Raw genomic sequence first — 21,427 nt, 5'->3', positions numbered from 1 at the left:
GAGTGAACCGTTTTCGCGCTCGAATGTCCTCTTTTGACGAGTGAATGTCCCGAATCGAGTAGCGAGTGACCCAACAACTTCATCGAATGTCCCGTTTCGCCAGTCGAATGTTCGATTTCACACAAACCAAGTCAAATGAAGTCCTTAATTTCTCAAAGCCATGTGAAAAATTCTTTTTCCGAGATAATCTGAATGGGGAATCCTTGTTGTTGTAAGTGAATGGCTTTTGTCCATTTGGAACTTTGTTTTTGTGTGCCGTCATACTGTTGTTGGCTTCGTTCACTCACAACGAGTACATCCACTTTTTTTGTCATCGTATTACTAAAGAATCCACCTGCTTGCATGACTTTTCTAGCAGCTTCTGATCTTGTCATTTGTTCTAAAGCGCCTGTGAAAACGACTGTTTTTTGAACAAGAGATTTGGTTGCAACTGTTTCAAGGTGCGTGAGAGCTTGTTTGTTTTCGAGAGCCTGCGCAATTTGTACAATGCGTTCTGCATCATTTAGTGCCTCTTTCGTCTGTACTTTTACATGAACATCATAGAGGGTATAGGAAGAAAGGGTAGGCCACTGCGCTTTCATATCGCTCAATAAATTTTTATGTGTAAAGAGCGGCATTAATTTTCCGCAAGCCTCAAAACTTTCTTGTAAGCAGAGGTGATCGTACGGTGCGAAATAAGAGATGACAGTTTGATGTTGAAGCCATCGTTCAAGTATGGGAATCAGTGATTCAAATGTAGGAGCTAATTGTACATCATTTGCTTCAATTCCATGGATACTTGTATAAAAAGGGTCAAACGTTTGTAGCGTTTGGACATATGTACTAAAAGAATCAACGATTGCATTTTCTTCTATTCTTATTAATTCAATTGCACAAATACTATCAGGCCATTGATTGGCTGCTTTCACTGATAGTGTCACATAATTCATGTGAATCAACTCCTTGTTCTTTCATTAGTGTAAGGGAATAGAGAGAAAAAGTACAAACGTATAAATGGGTAAAATAGTCGTTATATGGTAAAATAAACAAATCAACCATTAGGAGGGTTTTTTATGATTTCAGAAAAACTTCATGCAGCATTAAATGATCAATTAAACTTTGAATTTTATTCAGCACATGCGTATTTAGCAATGGCAGCTTATTGCACAGATCAAGATTATGATGGATTTGCAAATTTCTTTTTAGTACAAGCAGAAGAAGAGCGTTTCCATGCGATGAAATTTTATAATTTCCTAAGTGACCTAGGTCAACGCGTTACAATTAGCGAATTCCCAAGTGTTAAAAATGATTTCACATCGCTATTAGATGCTTTTGAAACAGCATTAAAACACGAAAAAGAAGTGACACGCCGTATCTACGAATTAGCAGATATCGCATTAGATGAACGTGAACATGCGACAATGGCATTCTTAAAATGGTTCATTGATGAACAAATTGAAGAAGAATCAACATTTGATACATTAATCACAAAGATTGCACGTATCCAAAACGATGCAAATGCTATTTTCATGTTAGATGCAGAGCTTGCGACACGCTCTTTCAAAGCACCAGCAGAATAGTAAAGTAGTGATGTAGGGGTTGTTTTATAAACAATTCCTGCATCTTATTTTTATTTTAAAAAATATTTTAAAAAAATAGTTGACCATATTCGATATTCTATGATAATATATTTTTTGTCAGTAAGAGATGCGGAAGTAGTTCAGTGGTAGAACACCACCTTGCCAAGGTGGGGGTCGCGAGTTCGAACCTCGTCTTCCGCTCCAAAATGGAGATATACCCAAGTCTGGCTGAAGGGATCGGTCTTGAAAACCGACAGGCGGGTCAAACCGCGCGGGGGTTCGAATCCCTCTATCTCCTCCATTTTCAATTTTATACGTTTTTGCGGAAGTAGTTCAGTGGTAGAACACCACCTTGCCAAGGTGGGGGTCGCGAGTTCGAACCTCGTCTTCCGCTCCAAAAACGGAGGTATACCCAAGTCTGGCTGAAGGGATCGGTCTTGAAAACCGACAGGCGGGTCAAACCGCGCGGGGGTTCGAATCCCTCTACCTCCTCCATTTTTAATTTTATATTTTGCGGAAGTAGTTCAGTGGTAGAACACCACCTTGCCAAGGTGGGGGTCGCGAGTTCGAACCTCGTCTTCCGCTCCAAAACGGAGATATACCCAAGTCTGGCTGAAGGGATCGGTCTTGAAAACCGACAGGCGGGTCAAACCGCGCGGGGGTTCGAATCCCTCTATCTCCTCCATGAAGGGTCGGTAGCTCAGTTGGTAGAGCATTAGATTGAAGCTCTAAGTGTCGGCGGTTCGATTCCGTCCCGACCCATATTAAGCTCGTAAGTAGTATGACTACTTATGAGCTTTTTTCTATGCCTATAAACAGAAAAGAGACTGGATGTATTTCCAAGTCTCTTTCTTTTTACATAAAATATAAAGTTTCTTCGACTAACTTTCGTGTTTCGAGTAATTGTTTAGTCAGCCATTCAGTTCGTTCTTCTGTTAGTGAAAAAGCTAGAACACTTAAACTAATCACATGTAACAACTCTTGATTCTTCGTAACAATCGGTGTCGCAAAAGAGACTGTCTCTTTTTGTGCATCGTCCATTAAAACAAATCCATCTACAATGATTTTCTGTAAAAATGAAGTATCCACATTAAATACATTTTCTTTTTTCTCTAAAATAATACGATGCGCCAAAATGATATGGTTAGCAGCACCTTCTGGCATAGCAGTTCGTAAACCAAGTCGATCAACAATATGTATACGACTATTCGGACTATCCAAACGCTCAACAATCATTGATTCGTCTTCCATTGGTTTATGCATATACACACTTTCTTGTGTGAGCTCGGCTAAGTCATCTAAAATCGGACGAATTTTCGATACATAATCAAATTGATCATATACTTGTAATCCGTATTGCATCCATGCATCACCTAATGTGTAACGCTTCGTTGTTGCATCGAATTGAATAAGACGATGTTCCACAAGTGAGTGTAAAATGCGATGTAATGTAGCAAGTGCGAGTTCGGTATGTTCTGTTAATTGGCTGATGGTAACGCCTGTCTGGTTGTGTTCAGAGATGGCCTTTGTGATCATCATCATGCGATCAATGGCTTGCATATGAAACACTCCTTTTAAAAAATAATAAAATACATCTATTGACATTATAAAGTATGGCGATTATATTTGGAATATAAATTTTTCATATAACGGAATTGTTTTCCGTCTAGTGAAAAAATAAAAGGGGTGTAGCAGTTGTTTACAGACACAATGTACAAAAAACTTGAAAAAGTGATTGTAAAACATCCGAAAGATGCTTTTATTAGTCAAGAACATCTACGAGAGAATTGGATGAAATATTTTTATTTATCTGAACCAACCTACGATGAGGCATTAAAAGAGTATGAGAATTTTTTAACGCTTTTAAAACAGCATGTAGGGGAAGTTTTGTTTTTAGAACAAGATGAACGTGTCGGTTTAGATTCGATTTATGCGCATGATCCGGTGAAATTTACACCGCAAGGCGCAATTATTTTAAAATCAGGTAAAGCATTACGTCAGCCAGAAGCAACAGTGTATCGTGAATTTTTAGAAAAGTATGACATTCCGGTTATCGGTCAATTGCAGGGGGATGCAGTATGTGATGGCGGCGATATTGTCTGGTTAAATGAGAAAACGGTTGCAATTGGTCGCGGCTATCGTACAAATGATGAAGCGATTCGCCAGTTAACAGAGATGTTAGAACCGATGGTAGATGAAATCAAAGTTATTCAATTACCACATGATCTAGGGGAAGAAGCATGCCTACACCTGATGTCCTTCATTAGTATCGTCGACAAAGATTTAGCTGTCGTTCATTCGCGTTTAATGCCTGTCGCACTTAGACAGTGGTTATTAGCACAAGGTTTTACACTTGTGGAAGTACCAGATGATGAATACGATGCACTGGGTTGTAATGTATTAGCATTAGCGCCGAGAGTTTGTATGATTCCTGCTGGAAATCCTGTAACAACAGCGCGATTAAAAGAAGCAGGTGCAACAGTTTACACATATAAAGGTGATGAAATTACTGTAAAAGGTACGGGTGGACCAACTTGCTTAACATGTCCAGTCGTTCGTATATAAAAGGGGGAAAATAAAATGTTCAATCATGTCATCGTTAAAAAACCAGGTAAAAGTTATGTAGAAGGTCTTACAACATCTGATTTAGGTGTTCCAAACTATGATGAGCTATTAGTACAACACGAAAATTATGTTGGTGCATTAAAACAATGCGGTGTGGAAGTAGTTTATTTGGAAGCAGATGAGCAATTCCCAGATTCGACATTCGTAGAAGATACAGCCGTTTTAACAAAAGAATTTGCGGTCATTACAAATCCAGGTGCAGACAGTCGTAATGGGGAAGTTGAAGCGATTCGTCCAGCTGTATCGACATTCTATGACAAAATTTATACAATTGAATCGCCAGGCTATTTAGATGGCGGTGATGTATTACAAGCAGACAACACATTCTATATTGGTATTTCGGAGAGAACGAATGAAGAAGGCGCGAAACAACTACAAGCCATTTTAGAAAAAGAAGGCTATACAGCGCATATCGTACCATTAAAAGAGTTCTTCCATTTAAAAACAGGCATTGCGTACTTAGGTGATAATACGATGGTATTAGCAGGTGAATTTTTAGAAAATTCATTATTCGATGAATATAAAAAAATCATTATTCCGAAAGAAGACGAGTATTCAGCGAACTGTATCTTAATGAATGATTATGTCATCATCCCAGATGGTTATCCAAATACAAAAGAAAAATTAGAGAAAAATGGTTACCAAGTGATTGCGTTACCGATGAGCGAGTTCCAAAAGCAAGACGGGGGATTAAGCTGTTTATCATTACGATTTTAAAAAAGTTGTCCACTGCGTGAGTGCGCGGTGGACAACCTCATTCGCATAGAACAAAGGGGAGCGGATTACAATGCATAAACAAGACACAACACCGCAATTAAATCGGACGATGAAAAGTCGTCACTTAATGATGCTATCACTTGGTGGCGTTATTGGAACAGGGCTCTTTTTAAATGTTGGTTACACGATTAATCAGGCAGGACCTGGTGGAGCGATTATTGGTTATTTAATCGGAGGCTTTATTTTATACATGGTTATGACTTGTTTAGGGGAGCTGGCAGTTCATATGCCAGTGACAGGTTCATTCCAGACATATGCGACCAAGTTTATTCATCCAACAGCAGGATTCTCGTTAGGATGGATGTACTTCGTTGGGTCAGCTGCAACTGCAGGGGTGGAGTTTACAGCTGCTGGTATTTTGATGAAGCATTGGTTTCCAGATATGCCAACATGGATTTGGTGTGCGATTTTCATCGTATTATTATTCTCGCTAAACGCTCTTTCAACAAGAGGTTTCGCAGAAGCAGAGTTTTGGTTTGCAGGCATTAAAGTATTAGCTGTCGTATTCTTCATCATCGTTGGCGCAGCAGCTATTTTCGGTATTGTACCAATGGCGGATCGTGTTGCACCACATTTGACTAATTTAGAACCGACCTTACTGTTTCCAGCAGGCATCATTATTATCTTTGTGACGATGATGAATGTTATTTTCTCGTATCAAGGTTCTGAATTGGTTGGGATTGCAGCAGGTGAGACAGAAAATCCACAAAAGACGATTCCAAAAGCGATTCGCACGATCTTAGTTCGAATCATTGTCTTTTATATTGCATCAATCGTCATTTTATCAGCGATTTTCCCATCATCTGAGCTTGGATTGTTAGAAAGCCCATTCGTAACATTACTTGAGTTAGTTGGGATTCCATATGCTGCAGATATTATGAATTTTATTATTTTAACAGCGATTTTATCCGTTGGGAATTCATGTTTATATGCGTCAACACGTTTACTTTGGGCGATGTCACTTGAAGATATGGCACCGAAAATTTTCAGTAAAACAAGTAAACGTAACATTCCGCTTAATGCTCTATTATTCACGATGGTCTTTTCATTACTTTCTCTATTAACAAGTGTTATGAAGGCAGATGCGGTATTTGTACTTCTTATGTCGATTGCAGGTATTTCCGTTACAATCTCATGGATGGGGATTGCACTATCACAGTTTATGTTTAGACGAAAATATGTAAAATCTGGTGGACGTTTAGAAGACTTACAATATCGTGTGAAATGGTATCCATTCATTCCGCTATTTTGTATTACATTCTGTAGTGCTATTCTCATCTTCTTACTATGGGATGAAACACAACGGGCAGGTGTATTGTATGGAATTGGTTTCTTACTATTATGTATCGTCTTTTATTCAATTAAATTAAAAAGACAAAAGAGAGAAGCAGTTCAAGTACCTGAAGTGAATGAAGATTTATAAATTAAAAGGAGGAATAAGATATGAATTGGCAAACACCTGAGAAATTGCGCGCGTTATTATGTGAGGTAGTAAGCTTTGGGAGTGAGACATTTACAGAAGGTGAGCGTTTATTTTCGCGTAAACTAAAAGAAAAACTAGAAACATTAGCTTATTTTCAAACGAATCCGTCGCAATTGCAACTTGTCGATGTCGATTACGGACGCCAAGTCGTATCTGCTTTTTACCATGCACCACATTGTCGAGATACGGTTGTACTCATCAGTCATTTTGATACGGTCCAAACAGAAGAATACGGTGAAATTCGTCACTTAGCGACACAACCAGAAGAGCTGACAGCACTTTTAGAAAAACAGCCACATTATGTCAATGAAGCGGCACAGAAAGATTTACAAAAGGGCGAGTATCTATTTGGACGTGGTGTTATGGATATGAAGATGGGGCTATGTTTACACATGCAGTTAATCGAAAAAGCGATTGAAGAGCAGTGGCCGATTAATTTACTACTTATTACAGTACCTGATGAAGAAGTAAACTCAGCAGGTATGCGAAAAGCAGTGGAACATATTGCAGCTTTACGTGATAAACATGATTTACACATTGAGTTATTTTTAAATAGTGAGCCATCTTTTTCACAAGGTCCAGAAGATGTCAAAGAGTACATCTATTCAGGCACAATTGGGAAAATTATGCCCGCAGCTTTATTTTACGGAAAAGAAACGCATGTTGGTGAACCATTAAAAGGCATTACAGCACCGTTTATGAGTGCCTTCTTAACAGCTGAGATGGAATTTAATGATCGCTTTGAAGAGACAGTTTACGGCGAACCAACACCGCTCCCTGTATCACTGCAGCTAAAAGATTTAAAAGAGCAGTACTCAACTCAAACACCGTACCGAGCAGCAGCGCTTTATAACGTATTTTTAATGAAGCGTAGTGCAAGCGAGATTTTTGATATATTTGAACAAGTAACAATAGAAGCGATGGACAAATGTAATGCACAATACGAAAAAATTTGTGCGAAAAAGAATGTAAAGCCTGTTGGTACAATTCGTACGATTCGCTTTAGTGAATTGAAAAAGTATGCCCTTGAAAAATTAGGTGAAGAGAAAGTGTCAGAGTTAGAAGAGGGAATTTATACGAATGATACATGGGATGACCGAACAAAATCATTGAAGATTGCGGATGAATTGATGATTCATTGTAAAGAGTTAGCACCAGCGACGGTTATTTTATTTGCGCCGCCGTATTATCCACCAGCGAATTCGTCAGAGCATCCGTTTATGAAACAAGCAGTGTCGTACTTATTAGATGCAGCAAAACCATATGACATTCCACTCGAACAAATTCATTACTTTAATGGTATTTGTGACTTGAGTTATTGCCAATATGTTTTAGATGATGGCTGGCAAAGCTATGAAGAAAATACACCGGTATGGGGCAAGACATATGAAATTCCTTTCGAACAAATTGCGACATTCGACGCACCAGTTTTAAATGTAGGACCTTTCGGAAAAGATGCACATCAAATTTCAGAACGACTGCATACAAAAAGTGCATTTGAAGAAATGCCTGAATTAATTCAAGGGTTGATTCAGCAAATGATTGTGTGGAAACAACAAAATGAAGCTGTATAAGTAATGTTGAAAGAGGCTGGATTGTCAGCCTCTTTTTCGTTTATAGTAGGAAGAGGAGGGGGTTATATGAATAAACGGACATGTATTATTGTATTACATGAAATTTATGGTGTGAACAATCATATGGCGTATTATCGCCAAGTATTTGAACAACAACAGATGGATGTCTACATACCAAATTTATTAAATAGAGCAAAAGTTTTTTCGTATGATGAAGAGGAAAAAGCCTATGAATATTTTATGGAAGCAGTAGGTTTTGAAAAAGCAAAGAAGATGGTTGAGGAGTTAATAGATGCACTGGCAAAACAATATGACTTTATTCAATTAGTCGGTTTTAGTGTCGGTGCAACAGTCGCATGGTTATGTAGTGAACATCCTGCTGTACAGAAAGTATTATGCTTTTACGGTTCACGTATTCGCTCCTATACGAATGTCATACCAAAAGTACCTGTGCAGATGGTCTTTGGAAAGAATGAAAAAGCATTTAGCCCAGAGAATGTAAGAATAGGATTAAGTGAGCACCCTCTAGTAACTTTTGAAATAGTAGAAGGTACACATGGCTTTGCGAATCCTTATGATCAAATGTATCGTGAACAGACTACGAAGCGAGTATTACAACAATGGTTCGATTTGAAATAAAAAGTAAGAAAAAATTTCAGATAATAGTTGTCAACGTGTAGTAGTTATGATAATATAATTATTGTCAGTAACAATAAATCACTTAATAATAGCGTGATTTATACATCCATGCCGGGGTGGCGGAACTGGCAGACGCACAGGACTTAAAATCCTGCGATGAGTGATCATCGTACCGGTTCGATTCCGGTCCTCGGCATCTTTTTTATGCTTAATTTGCGGAAGTAGTTCAGTGGTAGAACACCACCTTGCCAAGGTGGGGGTCGCGAGTTCGAACCTCGTCTTCCGCTCCAAAATGGAGATATACCCAAGTCTGGCTGAAGGGATCGGTCTTGAAAACCGACAGGCGGGTCAAACCGCGCGGGGGTTCGAATCCCTCTATCTCCTCCATAAAGGGTCGGTAGCTCAGTTGGTAGAGCATTAGATTGAAGCTCTAAGTGTCGGCGGTTCGATTCCGTCCCGACCCATACTAATCGCGCAAGTAGTTATACTACTTGCGCGATTTTTTATAGTTTTTTGTCACATGAAGTTAGTTAGAAACACCAATAAAAAGAATTGAAATTTAGTACGAGTTACGTTTCATTTATGAAATGTAACTCGCTTTTTTATATGAATCGTCGAATTTTTTTGTTTAACATAAAGATAAGTATTCTCAAATTATTAGTGAGCAATCATCTCGTGTGCAATAGTATGTCCATTCATAGAAGAAGGGTAAAATGTTGGCCAGTTCGTTACTTCTTTTAATAAATTTGCACGATTATTTCCTAAGTAAATATGATAGTGAGAAGATGCAGTAGGTGAAATACTGTGGTCACTGAATTGGATATATGTTGGCAAATTTGAATCTTTTTCTACTAATTTAAAGATATAACGGACACCACGATTACCTTTTTCATATGTTAAAATTTCATATCCATCTTCTTTATAAGTACCTGTTGCTTCTTTTCCTTTTTCTGTAAAAGTAACTTGGTTTCCTTTAATTTTGATATGTTCAATAGATGTTTTATATCCTTTTTTATAATATTTTTTGTATGCTTCTGCAGTCATACTATTATCTTTTTTTGCTTTATAAGTAAATACTTCATCTAATGTACCATCAAGTAAATAGGGATAGACCGATTGCCAATCACCAGCCCAATCGCTTAACTTACGCGATTTTACTTGTTCATCTTTAAAGTAACCTGCATAAATTTGTTTTTGTGTTTCACTCAACTTTGTATGATTATGATCGTGTTTCTTTGTTTCTTCTGTTGGTTTCTCAGCTTTCACTTTCTCTTCCTCGGTAGTCCCGTTGCATCCTGTTAGTAATAGACTAAGTGCTAAAATACTACCCCATGTTTGCTTGTTCATTTGTAAGTACGCTCCTTTAAATAGTAATGATTACACTTTAGAATTATAAAGGGATTATTTGTAAGTGTCAACATAAATAGTAATGATTACTATTTATAAAAAATAGAACAAACTAAATCACAAAGGTTGCAAATGGTTTCAAACAGATGTACAATGAAGTCAAGTTAATAATTGGTTTGAGTGAATGAGAGACCTTTAAAGAACACATGCGATAGCTATGTGCTTTTTAAAGGTCTCTTTTTTCGCGTCTAAAAATAGGAGGAATTTACGTATGAGAGCAGCATCAGCATTCAATCGTCAACAAACAATCGAGGAATTACAACAAACATCATATGATTTATTAGTAATTGGTGGAGGAATCACAGGTGTCGGTATCGCACTAGATGCTGTTACACGTGGTTTGTCTGTGGCATTAGTTGAAATGCAAGATTTCGCGGCAGGTACGTCTAGTCGTTCAACAAAATTAGTGCATGGTGGCTTACGCTATTTAAAACAATTCGAAATTAAAGAAGTTGCAGAGTTAGGTAAAGAACGTGCAATTGTATATGAGAACGGACCGCACGTAACAACACCTGTTTGGATGTTATTACCGTTCCATAAAGGTGGTACATTCGGCAAATTCTCAACAAATATTGGTTTACGTCTATACGACTTTTTAGCAGGCGTTAAAAAATCAGAACGTCGTTATATGTTAAATGCATCGCAAACATTAGCAAAAGAACCACTTGTAAAGAAAGTTGACTTAAAAGGTGGCGGTGTCTATGTAGAGTACCGTACCGATGATGCACGTCTAACAATTGAAGTTGCAAAAACAGCAGTTGAAAAAGGTGCGACATTAATTAATTACACAAAAGCAACAGGCTTTTTATATAATGAGCAAGGAAAAATTAACGGGATTGAAGCACAAGATGTATTAAATAATCAATCTTTCAATATTCGTGCAACTAAAGTAATCAATGCAGCGGGTCCATGGGTGGATGACGTGCGTTCAATCGAAGGTAAAACAACAGGAAAACATCTAATTCTTTCAAAAGGTGTTCACTTAGTATTTGATGAGTCTGTATTCCCATTAAAACAAGCGATTTATTTTGATACACCAGATGGTCGTATGGTATTCGCGATTCCACGTAATGGAAAAACATATGTGGGAACAACAGATACATTCTATAAAGGTGATCCAAAAGATATGGAAATCACAAAAGAAGATCGTAAGTACATTTTAGATGCGATTCACTACATGTTCCCAGATGTGAATATTACAGAGCATCAAATTGAATCAAGTTGGGCAGGGGTTCGACCATTAATCCATGAAGAAGGAAAAGACCCATCTGAAATTTCACGTCATGATGAAGTATGGGAATCTGAAACAGGATTAATTACGATTGCGGGCGGTAAACTAACAGGTTATCGTAAAATGGCAGAAGGCGTGATTAATCGTATTGCGTCAAGCTATAACCGTACACTAGCACCTTGTCAAACGAAGCAATTGAAAATTTCAGGTGGTGATATTGGTGGTTCACAAAATCTTGAAAAATTCATCGATATGAAAGTGGCTGAAGGTGTAAAACATGGCTTAACAGAAAAAGAAGCGCGCCATCTTGCGCATCACTACGGAGCGAATGTGAATCGAGTATTTGCTTACTTAGCAGAAGCACCAAGTAATTTACCAGCAGGATTGTATGCACAATTACAATATGGTTTAGCTTATGAGTTTGTACAACATCCAAATGACTTCTTCATTCGTCGTACAAGTGATTTATTCTTTAATATTCAAGAAGTAATTGAATACAAAGAAGTCATTTTACAATTGATGTCTCAACAATTACAGTGGACAGATAACCAAAAAGCGTTATATACTGAACAATTGGAGTTAGAGATTACACGCGCAACAACAGCCAAATAATTTGCTTGAGAGGAGAGAACGACATGAGTTTTCAAAATCAGCGCATTATTCCAGCTGCCAAAACAATTAGTCAAGTCGATCGTGCTTTTTCAAGTCCATTTGAATATGTTGTATTACTGGAAACGCATATTAGCCAATTACGTCCATTAAAAAGAGAAGCAGAACGTGTAGGAAAGAAGTTAATTATACATGCTGATTTAATTAATGGTTTAAAGACGGATAATTTTGCAGCTGACTTTTTATGTAATGAAATTCAGCCAGATGGTATCATTTCGACACGTTCGAATATGATTATGAAAGCGAAAGAGCGAGGAATTTTAGCAATTCAACGTGTCTTTTTAATTGATACCATTGCACTTGAGAAAAGTTATTCTTTAATTGAGAAGAATGCACCAGATTATATTGAGTTATTACCGGGTATAATTCCAGAGATGATCCAAGAAGTGTATGAACGAACAAAAATTCCTGTTATTACGGGTGGATTGATTCGTCATGCGGAAGAAATCGAACGCGCTTTGGATGCTGGAGCAGTAGCCGTGACAACATCAGATAAAAAACTTTGGCGAAAATTCCAAAATAATATTGACGATTCACGTGATCCTATCTAAAATGAAAAATAAGATAATATTACGTGGTTGAGATTAGGAGTCCGCATCTATAGCTATTTTTAGTAGCTTATTTAGATGTGGACTTTTTCTGTTTGCCATACAAAAAAAACCAAAGGAGTGAGTTTATGTCTACTTTTACAGCAGAATTAGTTGGTACAATGTTATTGATTTTATTCGGGGGTGGTGTAGTAGCAGGTGTCGTATTACACAAATCAAAAGCTTTCGGTGGTGGCTGGATTGTCATTACATTTGCATGGGGGCTTGCAGTAGCGATGGCTGCATATGCAGTAGGAGGAATTAGTGGTGCACACTTGAACCCGGCTCTAACGTTATCGCTTGCAACAATTGGTGAATTTCCGTGGAAAAATGTACCCGCTTACATTTTAGCGCAAATGATTGGTGCATTCATCGGTGCAGTGTTAGTCTATTTCATGTACTTACCACATTGGAAAGGAACAGAAGACAAAGAAGCAAAATTAGCTGTTTTCTCAACAATTCCTGCAATCAAGCATCCATTTTCAAACTTAATTGCGGAAATGATTGGTACATTTGCATTAGTACTTGGTATTCTAGCTTTAGGAACAAATACGATTACAGATGGTATGAGTCCATTCTTAGTGGGTATGTTAATTGTAGTAATTGGTATGGCTTTAGGTGGACCAACAGGTTACGCAATTAACCCAGCTCGTGATTTAGGGCCACGTATTGCACATGCATTACTACCGATTCCAGGAAAGGGTTCATCGAATTGGTCATATGCATGGATTCCAGTTGTTGGACCGATTATCGGCGGTGTATTCGGTGCATTATTCTTCCAAAAAGTATTTGAGGGAGAAAATAATCCGTTATTTTGGGTATTTGCAGTGATTATTATCCTTATTTTTGTAGCTGCTCAAATGACTGTAAAGCATGTAAAAGAAGATTAGGAGGAAATTGATATGACAGAAAAGTATATTTTAGCATTAGACCAAGGTACGACAAGTTCACGTGCCATCTTATTCGATCATGAGGGAGAAATTTTTTATTCACATCAAAAAGAGTTTCCACAGTATTTCCCAGAAGCAGGTTGGGTAGAGCATGATCCAGAGCAAATCTGGTCTTCTATTCTATCGTGTATTGCAACTGTTTTAGCAGATAAACATATAGAGGCTTCACAAATTGCAGGGATTGGTATTACAAACCAACGTGAAACAACTGTTGTTTGGGACCGTCACACAGGTGAACCAATCTATAACGCGATTGTTTGGCAATCACGACAAACAGCAGGTATTTGTGAAGAACTAAAAGGTGAAGGATACGATCAACTTTTCCGTGATAAAACAGGTCTTCTAATTGACGCTTACTTCTCAGGTACAAAAGTAAAATGGATTTTAGATCATGTAGAAGGCGCACGTGAAAAAGCTGAAAACGGTGATTTATTATTCGGTACAATTGATACATGGTTAATTTGGAAATTAACAGACGGCAAAGTACATGTAACAGATTACTCAAATGCTTCACGTACGTTAATGTATAATATTCATGAATTAAAATGGGATGAGGAGTTACTCGATATTTTAGGTGTCCCAGCATCTATGCTACCAGAAGTTAAACCATCGTCTGAAGTGTATGGTGTAACAGATGCAGCGAAATTCTTCGGTAGTGAAGTGCCAATCGCTGGTGCAGCTGGTGACCAGCAATCTGCTCTATTCGGTCAAACTTGTTTTGAACAAGGTATGGTAAAAAACACATACGGAACAGGTTGTTTCATGTTGATGAATACAGGTGAAAAAGCAGTCAAGTCAAATAATGGTTTATTAACAACGATTGCATGGGGCATTGATGGTAAAATTCACTATGCCCTTGAAGGAAGTATTTTCGTAGCAGGTTCTGCGATTCAATGGTTGCGCGATGGTTTACGTATGTTCCGTAATTCATCTGATTCAGAACAGTATGCAAAGCGTGTTGACTCAACAGAAGGCGTTTATGTTGTTCCAGCATTCGTTGGTTTAGGAACGCCTTATTGGGATTCAGATGTACGTGGTTCAGTATTTGGCTTAACGCGTGGTACGACAAAAGAACATTTCATTCGTGCAACGCTTGAATCGCTTTGCTATCAAACAAATGACGTATTAAGTGCAATGGAAGAAGATTCAGGTATTCCATTTAAAACATTACGTGTAGACGGTGGTGCGGTGGCGAATGACTTCTTAATGCAATTCCAAGCAGATCTATTAGATGTTCCAGTAGACCGTCCAGTTGTAAAAGAAACAACAGCATTAGGTGCAGCATATTTAGCTGGTTTAGCAGTTGGTTTCTGGTCTTCAATGGATGAAGTAGCGGCACATTGGAAGTTAGAGCATAAATTTACACCAGAGATGGAACAATCACGTCGTGAAGAATTATATACAGGATGGAAAAAAGCAGTAAAAGCAGCACAAGCTTTTAAATAATTTAAAAATCGGAATCGCGCGATGGTGTGGTTCCGATTTTTTGTTGCGTACGCTTTTTAAAATATAAAAAGTATATTTGCAGAGAGAAATTAAGTCTGAAAACAGAATAAGTAGTAAGGTTCTTTATCATTAAAATAAAAAATGTATAATTTTCTACTTATTGTTTGCTTTTCTCTTTTTCGTTCGATTATGATAGTTTCAAGATTTGATTAAGGGAGGCTATTTAGATGACGAAAATTGAGACAAATGCAGTTCGAGAACTTTTTAATGCACAAGAAGAAAACCAGTGGAAGGTGCGTCAGACAACTGCAAAAGAGCGAATTGCACAGTTGAATGCGCTAAAAGATGCATTGATTGCGCGTACACCAGAAATTATTGAAGCGGCACAAAAAGATTTCGCACGTCCAGAAGCAGAAGAGAACAGTCAAATTCAAGCCGTTGTAGAAGTTATTCAATATACAACAGCGCACTTAGAAGAATGGATGAAACCAGAAGTTGTACCGAGTGGCGAAGATGCAGAAGTACGTATTGTATATGAACCAAAAGGTGTTATATGTATTATGGGGACGTGGAATTCACCGTTATCGACTTGTATTCACCCATTAGTGGAAGCGCTTGCATCTGGGAACTGTGTTGTGCTCAAACCATCTGAATTGTCTCCACATTATGCAGATATTATTCGCGTTATCATCGAAGATGTATTCAAGGCAAATCATGTAGCTGTTGTGACGGGTGATGCGACAGTAGCGAATGAATTATTACAAATTCCATTTAACCACTTTTTCTTCACAGGAAGTCCGCGCGTCGGTAAGCTTGTAATGGAAGGCGCTGCCAAGCATTTAGCAAGTGTTACACTTGAGCTAGGAGGGAAGTCACCAGTCATTTTAGATCGCGGATATGATATGCAGCAAGCAGCGCAACAACTCGTATTCGGTAAAATTCTAATGGGTGGTCAACTCTGCATTTCACCTGATTATATTTTTGTTCATGAAGATGACGTGACGAATTTTGTCGTAAATTATGAAGGAGTCACAAAATATATGCTCTATGATGAATCAGGAAAGATTCGTTATGATGAACGCACAACAATTGTGAATGAAGCACATTATGAACGACTAAAATCACTATTTACCGATGCCATTGAAAAAGGAGCTACTGTATTAACTGGTGGGGATTTTAATGATGAAAAGCGTTTAATTGAACCAACTGTTTTAGGCAATGTAACAGAAGATATGCGCATTTCAGAAGAAGAAGTTTTCGGTCCGATTACATTTATAAAGCCTTATAAAACAGTAGATGAAGTCATTCATTATATTCAAAAACGTCCAAAACCACTTGCTATGTATCCATTCAGTAAAAATCGTCACTTCCAAGAAGCTTTATTACAAGGCACATCATCTAGTGGTGTAACAATTAATGGAATCATTATGCATAATGTTCATCCAGGTTTACCATTCGGTGGTGTTAATAATTCAGGAATTGGCAGTTTCCATGGTATTCATGGTTTCAAAGGGTTATCACATGCACGCGCTGTATATCATATTTTATAAATAAAATTTTATCATAAAAATAAAGCGAGAGTATGAACATTACATATGTCATACTCTTTTTTAATGTTGAAAGGGTTTACGCATGAAAAAGCGAATAGTTTATATACATGAATATTTTTTGATTATATAAATAATGGGTTATGGATAAATAAGAGAGGGGTATAAGACTATAAAATAAATATAAAGGGGTGGCAGTGTGAGAAAAGCGTATGTCGGAATCATACTTCTTATAGGCACGCTTCTACTAGGTGCATGTAATGAAACAACAACGTCACACTCTATTCAATACGGAAAAATCATTCAAAATGACGAAGTAGAATTAACACATACATTACGCAACGAGCAAGTATACGAAAAAATTCACGAAATTTTAAAAGAAGCTACAAATGTTGGGATGTCTGAAGATGAGCTCAGTCATTTTTCATCACAATACATTCAATTTAAAAATACACGACAAAATATGCTGATTGCGAATTATTATCTCTGGGAAGACCGAAAAAATCAGCGTTATATTTGTCGCCCTTTTTATGAATCCAAGTATTTATTTTATGAAGTAACGGCTCATAATTATCGAGAACTAAAAAAACAAATAGAGAAAGTGAAAAAGAGTAAAGAGAAATTAGATAAAGATGAAACGGTCACTAAAAAACAACCTGAGCAAACACCTAATTTATTAGGAGATTGAAATAATAAAATGAACTCTCCATTACGTTAAATCGTATGGAAAGTTCGTTTTTTTATTATTTGTGTTTAAAATATAGTCTTTTAGGGGTATATAAAAAACATACCACCTTAGATGTAATAGGTGTAGTAATTTTTAAAGCCAACTCCTCTTGCTTTAAAAATGCTACAGTCTCTTATTACCTCATAACTTATTTTGACCCTTGCTCGTAGGGTCCTTTTTTATGATTTAGACTGCGGATAGAGTGCATCGACTAACACATAGATAATGGCTGTTATAATACTCACGATTAAAATAGGTGAACCGATAAAAGGTAGTGTGCCTGCGATTAAATAAAGTAGCACACGGATCAGAATTTTCACGACTTGATAATCGAAAATAGCAGCGATTCGTTCGATGATATACGATGCAAGCAAGCCATACGTCATTAATAAAATCATAATGAGGCAAAAAATAAACCACACACGACTCGGCTCCATTGAATTCCAATAATAAATCTTCGTTGCAATGGTTGATAAAATACTAGTAATAATCGTAATGATTATTCGCTCACGTAAAGAATGCAAGAGCATCAACCTCCCATCTTCTATTATACGATAGAATCCCTTCAGAATCACCACAACTTTATCTTCCATATTGTACTTCGAATCGTAAAAGTGTAAACTTATTTATTGTATCAGTTTACATAAAAGGGGCGCTTTTCATGATTCATTTAAGAGGACATCATTTACTTTGCTTAGTTGGCTACAGAGGAATGGGTTATTCAGAAGAATATGTAGAAAATATGACGCGCATTCATCGACAACTGCGTGCAAGACCGACGACACTTGTTCGATTAGTAAAAGGCATTGATCATCTATGCGAAAAATATCCAAACAGTGGTGAATATCATTGTTTAAGCGAAGAAATTTTTAATCAAGATGCATATATTGCAGAAAAGTTGGGCATTCAAATTGGACAACTCGTACCATGGTTCGAAGTTGAAAGAAGATTGAAAAAGTATATTCAACCGACAGACATTGCAACAATTTGTGAAAATTGTTCTTGGCGTTCCTACGGGGTTTGTGAAGAAGGAATGGAGCGGATTCATAAGGGAATTTCATTATTTGATGTATAAATCATAAGGGAATTAGCACTTGAATTATGGATAAATATTGTAAAACAATAGATTTTGAACTAGTCAAAAGTACTCTATAGAATAGAGTGAGAATATGCGATAATAGAATACGAACGTACGTTCATTTTCATATTATATTGGAGGTTTAGTATGACAACTTTCCTTTTCAAACGCTTAAATCAATTATTTGGACTGAAAAAATATATTGTTGTTGCAGTAGAAAAAGCCAGTGGACAATCAAAACAATTCGTTGTGGTATCACGTAAACAACACGCAGCAGTTTCAGAAGTGAGTAAGCAGCTTGATTTACAACAGTACGACGTAACAGCTTATACAAAAGTGCAATATGCACATATGTTAAAATTAAAATATTAAGAAAAAAGAGATTCTTTTAATTGGAATCTCTTTTTTGTTACATATAAAATTGGAAACAATAATAGATGGTTTTTAGTGAATAGTGTTATGATACAGTGGGGTGAGAGTTATGAAGTGGGTGAAACGCTTTTTAAAATGGTACATAGGTTTAAATATTATACTCATTGTAGGACTAATTGTCGCGACAGAAGTATCACCAAAACCTGGTACAGCGATGATTCGCTATGTTTTTAATCGAGAAGTACCAATTAAAGACGTCGGAAATTTTAAGAAAAGTGAAGAAGTAGTAAATATACAAAAAAATATCAATTATAATTCAAAATATCCACGTAATACATTCGATTTATATACACCAAAAGATGTGAAAAAAGATGAAAAGTTACCTGTATTAATTTGGCTACATGGTGGTGGTTACTTAGCAGGGGATAAGTCACTTGCAAAAGAGTTTGCGACATATGTTGTGACAAAAGAGCGAGTTGCGGTGATTTCCATGAATTACGAATTGGCTCCTGAGTTACGCTATCCAGGTCAAGTTGTACAAGTGAATGATTTGTACAAGACACTTGTTGCTTCACCTGAAAAATGGACAAATTTCGATTTAACAAAGATTGCGTTTGGTGGCGATTCAGCAGGTGCGCAGATTGTGGGGCAGTATGTTGCGATTCAAACAAATCCCCTATATGCAAAAGAGATGAGCATGAAGCAACTTGTACCGAAAGAACATTTAAAAGCTTTCATTTCCTATTGTGGTCCACTCGATTTGCAGCAAATGAAGGATTTACCGAAAAAAGAGGTACTAATGAAATTCTTTGCACGAACCGTTGCATGGGATTTAATTGGCGATAAAAATTGGAAAGATAGCCCGGTTGTGACACAAGCTTCATTGACTGAGCATGTGACATCTGACTTCCCACCAAGTTATGTAACCGATGTAAACGGTTTTTCTTTCTTACCGCAAGGGCAAGCGTTTGTAAAAGAGTTAGTGGAGCAAGATGTCCCTGTTCAGTCGCTATTTTATGCGAATGAAGAACAGCCGATTTATCATGAATACCAATTTAGTTATGATACAAAAGAGGCGCAGCGCTGTTTAGCAGAAACACTCGCATTTTTAAAAGTAACTTTAAAAGATTAAGAAAGAACAGAGACATAAGCGTATGAACACAAAAAAAACGGAATCACGCTATCGAGCGGTTCCGTTTTTTTTTCGAACTCTAAAAAGAGAAGTGAATAGCCTCTTTCATTTTATAATTCATCTGCATAGCCGAGTAAGACGATACCGACTAAGATAATGCTGATGACAAAATATTGACGCGTTGATAATTTTTCTTTTAAGAAAATGCGCGATAAGATAATAGAGAAAATACAGAATGACGAAATCAGTGGTGCAGCACCAATTGCATAAGCAGCAATGGCATATACATAGAAGAATTGGCCAGCTGTTTCGAGTAATGCCGCAATTGTTCGATCTCCTTGTTTGAAGATGTTGACAACTTCATTTTTTACAACTGCTAAGTAAGCCCAGTAAATAACTGCTACGATGAAGAATGTATATTCATAGGCGATTAACGCTGCATCTTCTGATAATAGTTTCGTCTTGTCTAAGACAACACCATCTGCAAATGTTCCTAGACCATCTAATACAGCGTATAGTAATGGGAATAGTAAGGCAAAAAAGCCGAACTTATATTTTTTCTCGATGACAACGCCAGATTGGTGGCGAATTAAATCATCTTGTTGTTTTTCAAGTACAGCAATCCAAATAACACCGATACAAATAATCGAAATACTTACATAGTGTAACCAGTTATTATCACTTGGATAGAAAATAGATAGTAAAATGACGGTAATTGCACCTGAAGAATTTTGAAGTGGTGCGACAATTGATAATTCCAAATAACGTAAACCAACATATCCAAACACCATTGAAGAAATATAAAGTGCAGAAACAGGTAAATACGTAATCATATCATCAAGATTTAATGATAAACCTTTAACAAGCATATAGATGGTTGCATGTGCACCCATGACAAGACCAACCATGATTGTAATTTTGGCATGACTATTGCGGTCGGCAGGATCTGACCCTTTTTTGTAGAACAAGTTGGCTGCGCCCCAACATGCCCATGTTAACATTGCATATAAAAACCACATAAATAAAAAAGACTCCTCTATCTCAATAAAATAAACGAATGCATGAGGAAAGTTACGACATGAATTGTTTTTTCAGTTCGACTGTTAATTCATCAATTGTTGTACAAACACAGCCATTTTGCTTAATTAAGCCAACAACGAATAAGTTGCGATAGACGAATTGATTTTCAACAGCGTCTGCTCGTAGTGCTTCAATTTTCTTCATGTTGTCGCGCCCTTGTTGTCTTGAATCTGTAAATACAGCGAAAATAGGACGATTTAACATTGAAAAAGCACCGATTTCTGCGGCAACACCACTGTCGATTTCAACACCATCAATGACTGCTATTAAAAAGTCACTCATTTTTAATGCTTCAATATCTGCGTATGCAATCTGCTCACTATTTGCAAATGCTGTTTTATCATTAATTGCATCATTTTCTTGTGGTACGTATAAATCGACGTTTGGTAACGTGTGACGAACTGCTTTTGCAATCATTTCGTTCACTAAACGGCCACCTAAACTAAATAATCCGTTCGCTAAATAACCTTTCAACATCTTGCATAACCTCCGTTCTGTTCTATTGTATGTTATTGTGTAATAGAAAAACAAGCGTCTATGTAAA

The 21,427-nt window shown here is 37.1% G+C and carries 21 protein-coding genes and 11 tRNA genes; 26 read left to right on the top strand and 6 right to left on the bottom strand.

Annotated features, from left to right (window positions below):
- Positions 1-152: 152 nt before the first annotated feature.
- Positions 153-929, bottom strand: coding sequence for an exonuclease domain-containing protein (locus ASO14_RS08625; protein ID WP_068453878.1), 777 nt, complete (start codon positions 927-929; stop codon positions 153-155).
- Positions 930-1,052: 123 nt separating this feature from the next.
- Between ASO14_RS08625 and ASO14_RS08620 the strand changes: the two genes are divergently transcribed.
- From ASO14_RS08620 to ASO14_RS08585, 8 genes are all read left to right on the top strand, one after another.
- A complete protein-coding gene (locus ASO14_RS08620) occupies positions 1,053-1,559 on the top strand; it encodes a ferritin (RefSeq protein WP_068453876.1) in 507 nt (168 codons plus the stop codon).
- A 129-nt stretch (positions 1,560-1,688) separates the two neighbouring features.
- Positions 1,689-1,763: transfer RNA gene (locus tag ASO14_RS08615), tRNA-Gly, on the top strand.
- Between the two features lie 4 nt (positions 1,764-1,767).
- Positions 1,768-1,860: transfer RNA gene (locus ASO14_RS08610), tRNA-Ser, on the top strand.
- A gap of 21 nt (positions 1,861-1,881) precedes the next feature.
- A tRNA-Gly gene (locus ASO14_RS08605) sits at positions 1,882-1,956 on the top strand.
- A 5-nt stretch (positions 1,957-1,961) separates the two neighbouring features.
- Positions 1,962-2,054: transfer RNA gene (locus tag ASO14_RS08600), tRNA-Ser, on the top strand.
- 18 nt (positions 2,055-2,072) lie between these two features.
- A tRNA-Gly gene (locus ASO14_RS08595) sits at positions 2,073-2,147 on the top strand.
- Between the two features lie 4 nt (positions 2,148-2,151).
- Positions 2,152-2,244: transfer RNA gene (locus ASO14_RS08590), tRNA-Ser, on the top strand.
- A 4-nt stretch (positions 2,245-2,248) separates the two neighbouring features.
- Positions 2,249-2,321, top strand: a tRNA-Phe gene (locus ASO14_RS08585).
- A 93-nt stretch (positions 2,322-2,414) separates the two neighbouring features.
- Here the strand turns inward: ASO14_RS08585 and ASO14_RS08580 are convergent.
- Positions 2,415-3,119 (bottom strand): IclR family transcriptional regulator, encoded by a 705-nt coding sequence (locus tag ASO14_RS08580; protein WP_068453875.1) that lies wholly within the window; start codon positions 3,117-3,119, stop codon positions 2,415-2,417.
- A gap of 150 nt (positions 3,120-3,269) precedes the next feature.
- Between ASO14_RS08580 and ASO14_RS08575 the strand changes: the two genes are divergently transcribed.
- From ASO14_RS08575 to ASO14_RS08535, 9 genes are all read left to right on the top strand, one after another.
- The gene (locus tag ASO14_RS08575) at positions 3,270-4,124 is read left to right on the top strand and encodes a dimethylarginine dimethylaminohydrolase family protein (protein WP_082701566.1); all 855 of its coding nucleotides are present in this window, start codon (positions 3,270-3,272) and stop codon (positions 4,122-4,124) included.
- A gap of 15 nt (positions 4,125-4,139) precedes the next feature.
- On the top strand, positions 4,140-4,901 hold the full coding sequence (locus ASO14_RS08570; RefSeq protein ID WP_068453871.1) for a dimethylarginine dimethylaminohydrolase family protein: 762 nt from the start codon (positions 4,140-4,142) through the stop codon (positions 4,899-4,901).
- A gap of 70 nt (positions 4,902-4,971) precedes the next feature.
- Entirely contained in the window at positions 4,972-6,384 is a 1,413-nt protein-coding gene (locus ASO14_RS08565; protein ID WP_068453870.1) for an amino acid permease, read from the top strand.
- A gap of 20 nt (positions 6,385-6,404) precedes the next feature.
- Positions 6,405-8,018, top strand: coding sequence for a M20/M25/M40 family metallo-hydrolase (locus ASO14_RS08560; RefSeq protein WP_068453868.1), 1,614 nt, complete (start codon positions 6,405-6,407; stop codon positions 8,016-8,018).
- Positions 8,019-8,084: 66 nt separating this feature from the next.
- Complete coding sequence (locus ASO14_RS08555) at positions 8,085-8,657, top strand: dienelactone hydrolase family protein (RefSeq protein WP_068453867.1); 573 nt, start codon at positions 8,085-8,087, stop codon at positions 8,655-8,657.
- A gap of 110 nt (positions 8,658-8,767) precedes the next feature.
- A tRNA-Leu gene (locus ASO14_RS08550) sits at positions 8,768-8,853 on the top strand.
- 19 nt (positions 8,854-8,872) lie between these two features.
- A tRNA-Gly gene (locus ASO14_RS08545) sits at positions 8,873-8,947 on the top strand.
- Between the two features lie 4 nt (positions 8,948-8,951).
- A tRNA-Ser gene (locus ASO14_RS08540) sits at positions 8,952-9,044 on the top strand.
- Positions 9,045-9,048: 4 nt separating this feature from the next.
- Positions 9,049-9,121 (top strand) — tRNA-Phe (locus ASO14_RS08535).
- 193 nt (positions 9,122-9,314) lie between these two features.
- Here ASO14_RS08535 and ASO14_RS08530 read toward each other — a convergent pair.
- On the bottom strand, positions 9,315-10,004 hold the full coding sequence (locus ASO14_RS08530; RefSeq protein WP_068453866.1) for a metal-binding protein ZinT: 690 nt from the start codon (positions 10,002-10,004) through the stop codon (positions 9,315-9,317).
- A 271-nt stretch (positions 10,005-10,275) separates the two neighbouring features.
- Between ASO14_RS08530 and ASO14_RS08525 the strand changes: the two genes are divergently transcribed.
- The 6 genes from ASO14_RS08525 to ASO14_RS08500 all read left to right on the top strand — a co-directional run bounded on the left by ASO14_RS08525 (position 10,276) and on the right by ASO14_RS08500 (position 17,182).
- Positions 10,276-11,907, top strand: coding sequence for a glycerol-3-phosphate dehydrogenase/oxidase (locus ASO14_RS08525; RefSeq protein WP_068453864.1), 1,632 nt, complete (start codon positions 10,276-10,278; stop codon positions 11,905-11,907).
- 23 nt (positions 11,908-11,930) lie between these two features.
- On the top strand, positions 11,931-12,515 hold the full coding sequence (locus tag ASO14_RS08520) for a glycerol-3-phosphate responsive antiterminator (RefSeq protein WP_068453863.1): 585 nt from the start codon (positions 11,931-11,933) through the stop codon (positions 12,513-12,515).
- 125 nt (positions 12,516-12,640) lie between these two features.
- Positions 12,641-13,441, top strand: coding sequence for an MIP/aquaporin family protein (locus ASO14_RS08515; protein WP_068453862.1), 801 nt, complete (start codon positions 12,641-12,643; stop codon positions 13,439-13,441).
- 12 nt (positions 13,442-13,453) lie between these two features.
- Positions 13,454-14,947: a glycerol kinase GlpK gene (glpK, locus tag ASO14_RS08510; RefSeq protein ID WP_068453861.1), complete on the top strand. Its 1,494-nt coding sequence runs from the start codon at positions 13,454-13,456 to the stop codon at positions 14,945-14,947.
- Between the two features lie 227 nt (positions 14,948-15,174).
- Positions 15,175-16,497, top strand: a complete 1,323-nt coding sequence (locus ASO14_RS08505; RefSeq protein WP_068453859.1) for an aldehyde dehydrogenase family protein — start codon at positions 15,175-15,177, stop codon at positions 16,495-16,497.
- 196 nt (positions 16,498-16,693) lie between these two features.
- Positions 16,694-17,182, top strand: a complete 489-nt coding sequence (locus ASO14_RS08500; protein WP_068453858.1) for a hypothetical protein — start codon at positions 16,694-16,696, stop codon at positions 17,180-17,182.
- 218 nt (positions 17,183-17,400) lie between these two features.
- Here the strand turns inward: ASO14_RS08500 and ASO14_RS08495 are convergent, their stop codons facing one another.
- Complete coding sequence (locus tag ASO14_RS08495) at positions 17,401-17,745, bottom strand: hypothetical protein (protein ID WP_068453856.1); 345 nt, start codon at positions 17,743-17,745, stop codon at positions 17,401-17,403.
- Between the two features lie 137 nt (positions 17,746-17,882).
- Here ASO14_RS08495 and ASO14_RS08490 point away from each other — a divergent pair, with 137 nt between their 5' ends.
- The 3 genes from ASO14_RS08490 to ASO14_RS08480 all read left to right on the top strand — a co-directional run bounded on the left by ASO14_RS08490 (position 17,883) and on the right by ASO14_RS08480 (position 19,803).
- Complete coding sequence (locus tag ASO14_RS08490) at positions 17,883-18,296, top strand: DUF1284 domain-containing protein (RefSeq protein WP_068453854.1); 414 nt, start codon at positions 17,883-17,885, stop codon at positions 18,294-18,296.
- Positions 18,297-18,446: 150 nt separating this feature from the next.
- Positions 18,447-18,671: a hypothetical protein gene (locus tag ASO14_RS08485; RefSeq protein WP_068453852.1), complete on the top strand. Its 225-nt coding sequence runs from the start codon at positions 18,447-18,449 to the stop codon at positions 18,669-18,671.
- Positions 18,672-18,780: 109 nt separating this feature from the next.
- Entirely contained in the window at positions 18,781-19,803 is a 1,023-nt protein-coding gene (locus ASO14_RS08480; protein ID WP_068453846.1) for an alpha/beta hydrolase, read from the top strand.
- A gap of 110 nt (positions 19,804-19,913) precedes the next feature.
- Here the strand turns inward: ASO14_RS08480 and ASO14_RS08475 are convergent, their stop codons facing one another.
- A complete protein-coding gene (locus ASO14_RS08475) occupies positions 19,914-20,822 on the bottom strand; it encodes an EamA family transporter (RefSeq protein WP_068453841.1) in 909 nt (302 codons plus the stop codon).
- A gap of 52 nt (positions 20,823-20,874) precedes the next feature.
- Complete coding sequence (locus ASO14_RS08470) at positions 20,875-21,360, bottom strand: nucleoside 2-deoxyribosyltransferase (RefSeq protein ID WP_068453840.1); 486 nt, start codon at positions 21,358-21,360, stop codon at positions 20,875-20,877.
- Positions 21,361-21,427 lie beyond the last annotated feature (67 nt).

The sequence above is a fragment of the Kurthia sp. 11kri321 genome (assembly GCF_001534765.1).
Lineage (GTDB): Bacteria > Bacillota > Bacilli > Bacillales_A > Planococcaceae > Kurthia > Kurthia gibsonii.
This window is presented reverse-complemented; position numbering and strand designations above follow the sequence as displayed.